Below are 4,670 nucleotides of genomic sequence, written 5' to 3'. Positions count from 1 at the left end.
TGGATAATAGGAGATTATCCATCGTTTTTGATGGTGATTCATATCCTGTAAACAGTAAGCATTTATAGGTTGAATGATAAAATCTTTTGGTTATAGAGGATATTATTATGAAAAAACTTAACATATTAATTGCGCATGTTTCATATCAAGCATCAACAGGTAGTTTTATTAAATTATTACGTAATTCCTCCAAATTTCATTGTTATATTGTAGGATGCGATAGTATAGAAAAAGGCTTTTCTAGTGGAAGTTTGCTTGTTGATAAATTTTATCATATTAGTGAAGATAACGCTGAAACTTATATAGATTCAATTAAAAAAATTGTACACAACGAAAAAATAAATGTAATTATTTCTGCTGAAGAAGATGATTTACTCAAATTCAAAGATTGTCAAATCAGCCAAGCAATATATAAGTATATCCCACAAAAACATATTTTTGAAACATTTAAAGATAAATATTTTGCAACACAAGAAATGAGTAAATACGGAATATATGTTCCTCATAATATTTTGAATTATAGTGAATTTATTAATACTAATAACACAAAATTTATCAAACGAAAAAGAATTTCTTGTTGTAGTAGAGGTATTACAATATTTGATAGAACCGAAATTACAGAGAATTATAGTTTTTTTTCAAATGAATACATAACACAAAAATTCATAAACGGAACGTTATACACCGTAGATGTATTTTGTGATAAAAGTGGAAGCCCCTGCTCTATCATTCCTCGAAAAGAAATAGCAAGTAAGGATGGAACAACTTTTAAGTGCGAAATAGAAAATCAGCAAGAATTAATTAATATATGCAAAAAAATATACAATATATATTGTATTCCGGGATTTTCAAATATCCAATTTATTGTTGATGATAAACCTTATTTTATAGAACTTAATCCGAGAGCAGCCGCAACAATGATTGCATCTGCGTTGTCATCTTTAAATTATATGGATTTGTATATATCACATTTTTTATTTAATGAAAATTTACCATCATATAACGAAATTATGAATTCTGTAAAATGGGGAAGCATTATTTCTCGTTATTATGAAGAAACAATCTTAATACCAGGAGATGAATAAAATGAATCGACATGAAATTATTAAATTACTTGATTGCTTTGAACCCCAGAAATTCAATTATACAATTTGGATATTAGCAAATGTTAATGATACTATTCAGAATGAAGAATCATTCATTCATCATGCTAATTTTTCCGAATTTTTTTCGAAAGCAGAATTTGCTTGTATTGCATCAGCAATAACTGAACTTTTTGGATATGTTAGGATATTTTATTCAGAAACTGAGTTTATGCAATATGTTTTAGGCAATACAAAGACATTATCCAAGGAAGATATTATTGTATTTAATTTCACAAGAGATGGTTTTTTAGAAGGTAAAAAATCATTAATCCCAGCCTTTTGTGATTTATATGGTTTAAAATATGTAAGTTCAAATGCATTTGTAATTTCTCTGTTACGTAATAAGTTTGTATATACTCAATTTTTAAGTTCTTTAAACATAAAAGTTCCTTTCACTACTTGCAGTAAAATGATTACTAATGATTTATTTAATAAAATAAAAGATAAAGATTTAATTATCAAAAACATTTTTGAATCTGCAAGTATAGGATTAGATGAAACTAATATAATCAATGTTGCAGACTATGATACCATGAATAGTGAGATGGAAAAGTTTTATAGTAAAATGCAAAGTGATAATTTGCTAATTCAAGAATATATTCATGGAAATGAATGTGAAGTGTTTGTAATTAGATGTGGCGGTAAATTATATTCATTTCCCCCAATAAGTGTTAATATAAACAATTCATCTATTATTACAACACGCATATCTGATGAATATGATTATACTTTTTCTCCGTTATATGAATGTTTTTCTCGTCAGATATGCAATTCTATTCAGAAATCTGCTGAAAAAGCAGCAGATTTACTGAATATAAAAAATTATGCCCGTTTTGATTATAGAGTAAGAAAGAACGGCGAATTTTTTTTAATAGATATTGCAGGTAGTCCATACTTAACAAGACATAGTTCTGTTGAATATTTGTTCACTCAATTACTCGGATTAAAATATTCGGATATTTTTTTACTGATTGCAGCTATAACTGTTACAAATTATTCCCATGAAGTAAATTGCAAATCTGATAATGGCAAACCTCTAGAAATGTAAAGTTTCTTATCTGATGGTGCATATTGTAACATATTTAGTCCATATTTTTTAATATCCGGAAAAATTTTCCCTTTTACTAGATTTCGTGCAGCTTGAACTCGCAAATCCATTTTTTCAGTATTATGAAATACTGAAGGGTAAAATGTGTCTAGCAAATTAATAATTTGTGAACACTTTTTCCAATTATGATGCATTAAATTTAAATAAAATTCGTACCATGCAAAGTGATATCTATAAAAGTCATTTATTTTTACATCTTTTACTGCAGATACATCTTCACACCCTAAGGATGTTTCTAATCGTTGCTTTGTATATAGATATTTATCTTCTTTACCAGCGTATAAATACAATGAAGCAATATTAGTCAAAATAACATGATTCATTCCACAAGGTGTAGCAGTTAACAGTTTTTCTAATTTCTCAGAAATACTAATAGCTTTGTTCTGAACTTCTAACAATCCATTATCTTCATTAGATTCAAAATATAGAAATTCTGCTATGTATAAATTATTATATATTTTTTCTTCTTGCGAAATCTCTAATTGTAACTCTTTTATAGTAGTTATTGCCTTTGCACAATTATTTATAGCTAGTGAATATTTTTGAAGTGCAATTTCATTTCCTGCTTTGGAGGCTAAAGCTATAACATATTCATCCCAAATTTTATTATCCTTAAAATAAGCAACAGCTTGTTCGTAATACACAATTGCTTGTGATGGTACTGCAAATAAAAAAGCTTTTCTATTGAAAACGTTTATAATATATTCCGAAAAATTCTTTTTTATAAAATGGTTATTAATATAATTCGTCAATAGTAAACTATCATCATATAGTTTACAAAAACTTTCTTTATCATTTAAAGTATCTAATACATAAGGTGCTAATTCAAAAATAATTCTCAGTGATAGTATTTTTTCATCTTTGTTTTTAGGAGCAAAATTTGTACTTAAAAATATTCTTTGGTCTAAATATGCATGCAATTCCTGAGCTACTTCATTAAGGAAAGTCGGTGTCAAACTATGTCCAATATAACCACTATTAAATATTAATCTACGCAGTTCTGCTGCAAGCACAATATTTATTTCTGAGTAATCAATATTTTCAAGAATTTCTAAAGTTTTTTGATAATAACCTTGATAATGATTAATATATGCTTCGCATATTTTGTTAAAAAGCTCTTTATAGCGTTCATTAGTATTGTTTTTTAAAAAGAAAGAGGTAATTTTGTCTCTTTGCAAAATGTCGTTTAACATAAAACTTTTGGATATACCAAGCATAATTAAAGCAAAGACATTCTTGTTAATAGCATCATAATATCGAAATAAATATTGTGAGCGTTCGAAATATTCATCTTCAGCAACTTCTGATAAATATATATAATACTCAAGTGTTTTTTGTTTATAAGTTTTTTGTGCTAAATTATACAAGTACTTTTTTTCTTCTTCTGAAACAAATGAATAATTAATAGTTTTATGCAATTGCGAAACAAGTTCTTCTTCTATAAACTTTTCGCTCAGGGCACAATAAAATCCATTTTGTACACTTTGTTCGTTTATGCTATTAATGTAACTTATCATATTAGTTGTAAGCATATGTATACTCATAGATGATGTTAAAAGTATAGATTGCAATTCTTCTTTTGATAAATTATATTTTTCTCCAGAACGAATATAATAATTCAATTTTGTATCTATAATGCTTTCAATCGAAGTAGAAGTTTCATCATTACTTATAATTAATTTTGCATAATTATTTACTAAATTGAGATTAGTACCACAAAGCTTATATATTTGGGTTAATTGTGTATTTGTAATTTGTGGAGCCGTATAACCACAAACATTTATTAAATAGTTATAAATATCTGCTCTATCATAATCCCTAAATATTACGGTTTCTACATTGTACTTACCATTAAAGTAATCCTCATTACTAGTTATAATTATTGATATCTTTTTATTAATTTTTTTTTCAATAAAATTCTTGTTACAGAGCAAAATATTAATAAAATCTCTGCTTTCTGGTGGAAGTATATCATAGTCTGTTGCAGAAATTAATATATTTTTTTTCAAAGTAAGAGATTTCAAATTAGCTATTATATAATTGATTTTATGAGAATCATTTTTTGTTGGAGATAATGACATACCTATTAAGCCATTTAATGAAAAGACTACACTAATTGTATGCGTAGATATGCGCTGTCCTTTTCTAATGAGTGTATCAGAAAAGATTCTGTATATTTCACTTTTTTTTCTTAATTTTTTTTCTAGATTTTCTAAAACATATTCCTTACCAGTTCCATTTTTTCCTACAAACTGAAAAGAATTTGACTGAGATTCAAAAATTAATTTATAAAGTTCATCACAAAACTTTTCACGATCTACACACTCTAATTTTCTCATATTACTATTCCTCAAACAAAAAGTCTATAACAGGATATGAATCACCATCAAAAACGATGGATAATCTCCTATTATCCA

General features: G+C 26.5%; 3 protein-coding genes. 2 read left to right on the top strand and 1 reads right to left on the bottom strand.

Annotation, left to right across the window (positions count from 1 at the left end; genetic code table 11):
* Positions 1-107: 107 nt before the first annotated feature.
* Together DWV68_RS14210 and DWV68_RS14205 are read left to right on the top strand one after the other, a co-directional pair.
* A complete protein-coding gene (locus DWV68_RS14210) occupies positions 108-1,085 on the top strand; it encodes an ATP-grasp domain-containing protein (protein ID WP_118666113.1) in 978 nt (325 codons plus the stop codon).
* 1 nt (position 1,086) lies between these two features.
* Complete coding sequence (locus tag DWV68_RS14205) at positions 1,087-2,193, top strand: hypothetical protein (protein ID WP_197420881.1); 1,107 nt, start codon at positions 1,087-1,089, stop codon at positions 2,191-2,193.
* On the opposite strand, the gene DWV68_RS14200 is transcribed toward DWV68_RS14205, so the two are convergent.
* Positions 2,139-4,592, bottom strand: a complete 2,454-nt coding sequence (locus tag DWV68_RS14200; RefSeq protein WP_118666109.1) for a hypothetical protein — start codon at positions 4,590-4,592, stop codon at positions 2,139-2,141. The genes DWV68_RS14205 and DWV68_RS14200 overlap by 55 nt on opposite strands.
* Positions 4,593-4,670 lie beyond the last annotated feature (78 nt).

It is taken from the genome of Roseburia sp. AF12-17LB (genome assembly GCF_003479605.1).
Classification (GTDB): Bacteria; Bacillota; Clostridia; order Lachnospirales; family Lachnospiraceae; genus Roseburia_C; species Roseburia_C amylophila.
Note: the sequence above shows the minus strand (reverse complement) of the source record. Positions and strands in the feature narration are given on the sequence as shown.